Origin of the sequence: Caldisphaera sp., assembly GCF_023256325.1 — an archaeon.
Classification (GTDB): Archaea; Thermoproteota; Thermoprotei_A; order Sulfolobales; family Acidilobaceae; genus Caldisphaera.
In genome coordinates, this window is the sequence record NZ_JAGDXI010000012.1 from 1 (window position 1) to 407 (window position 407).

General features: G+C 28.0%; 1 protein-coding gene. It reads left to right on the forward strand.

All coding sequences use genetic code 11. The features are described 5' to 3' along the window. Window positions 1–154 precede the first annotated feature (154 nt). A partial coding sequence (locus Q0C16_RS01555; protein WP_292319285.1) for a type II toxin-antitoxin system CcdA family antitoxin occupies window positions 155–407 on the forward strand: 253 nt, incomplete at its 3' end.

Genomic DNA, 407 nt, shown 5'->3' on the forward strand with positions numbered 1-407 from the left:
AAAACCCGTTTAAAAATTTTCAAATCTATGATTTAACTAATTTTCCATAGTTATGGAATTCATTTAAGTCATTTGTCAAACTTATATTCGTCATTTAAAATATGAAAAAGATAACCTTTATATATTTGCTTTTCATAATAAAAGTAGTGGTAAAATGACTAAAACTATGATCTCATTAAGAATAGATGGGGCATTATACGAAACTTTAAAACAAAAGCATATAAATGTAAGTGGTTTAGTGCAAGAATTACTTACGGAATGGTTGCAAAAACAAGAAAATGACGATCCGATAGCACAGCAAGAATATAACGATCGCTTAAATAAATGCATCAAAGAGTTCGAATATAATACCTTTTATCCTATCAGAAGCAAATATGCCGAAAAGATAATAAGACAAGCGTTGCAAA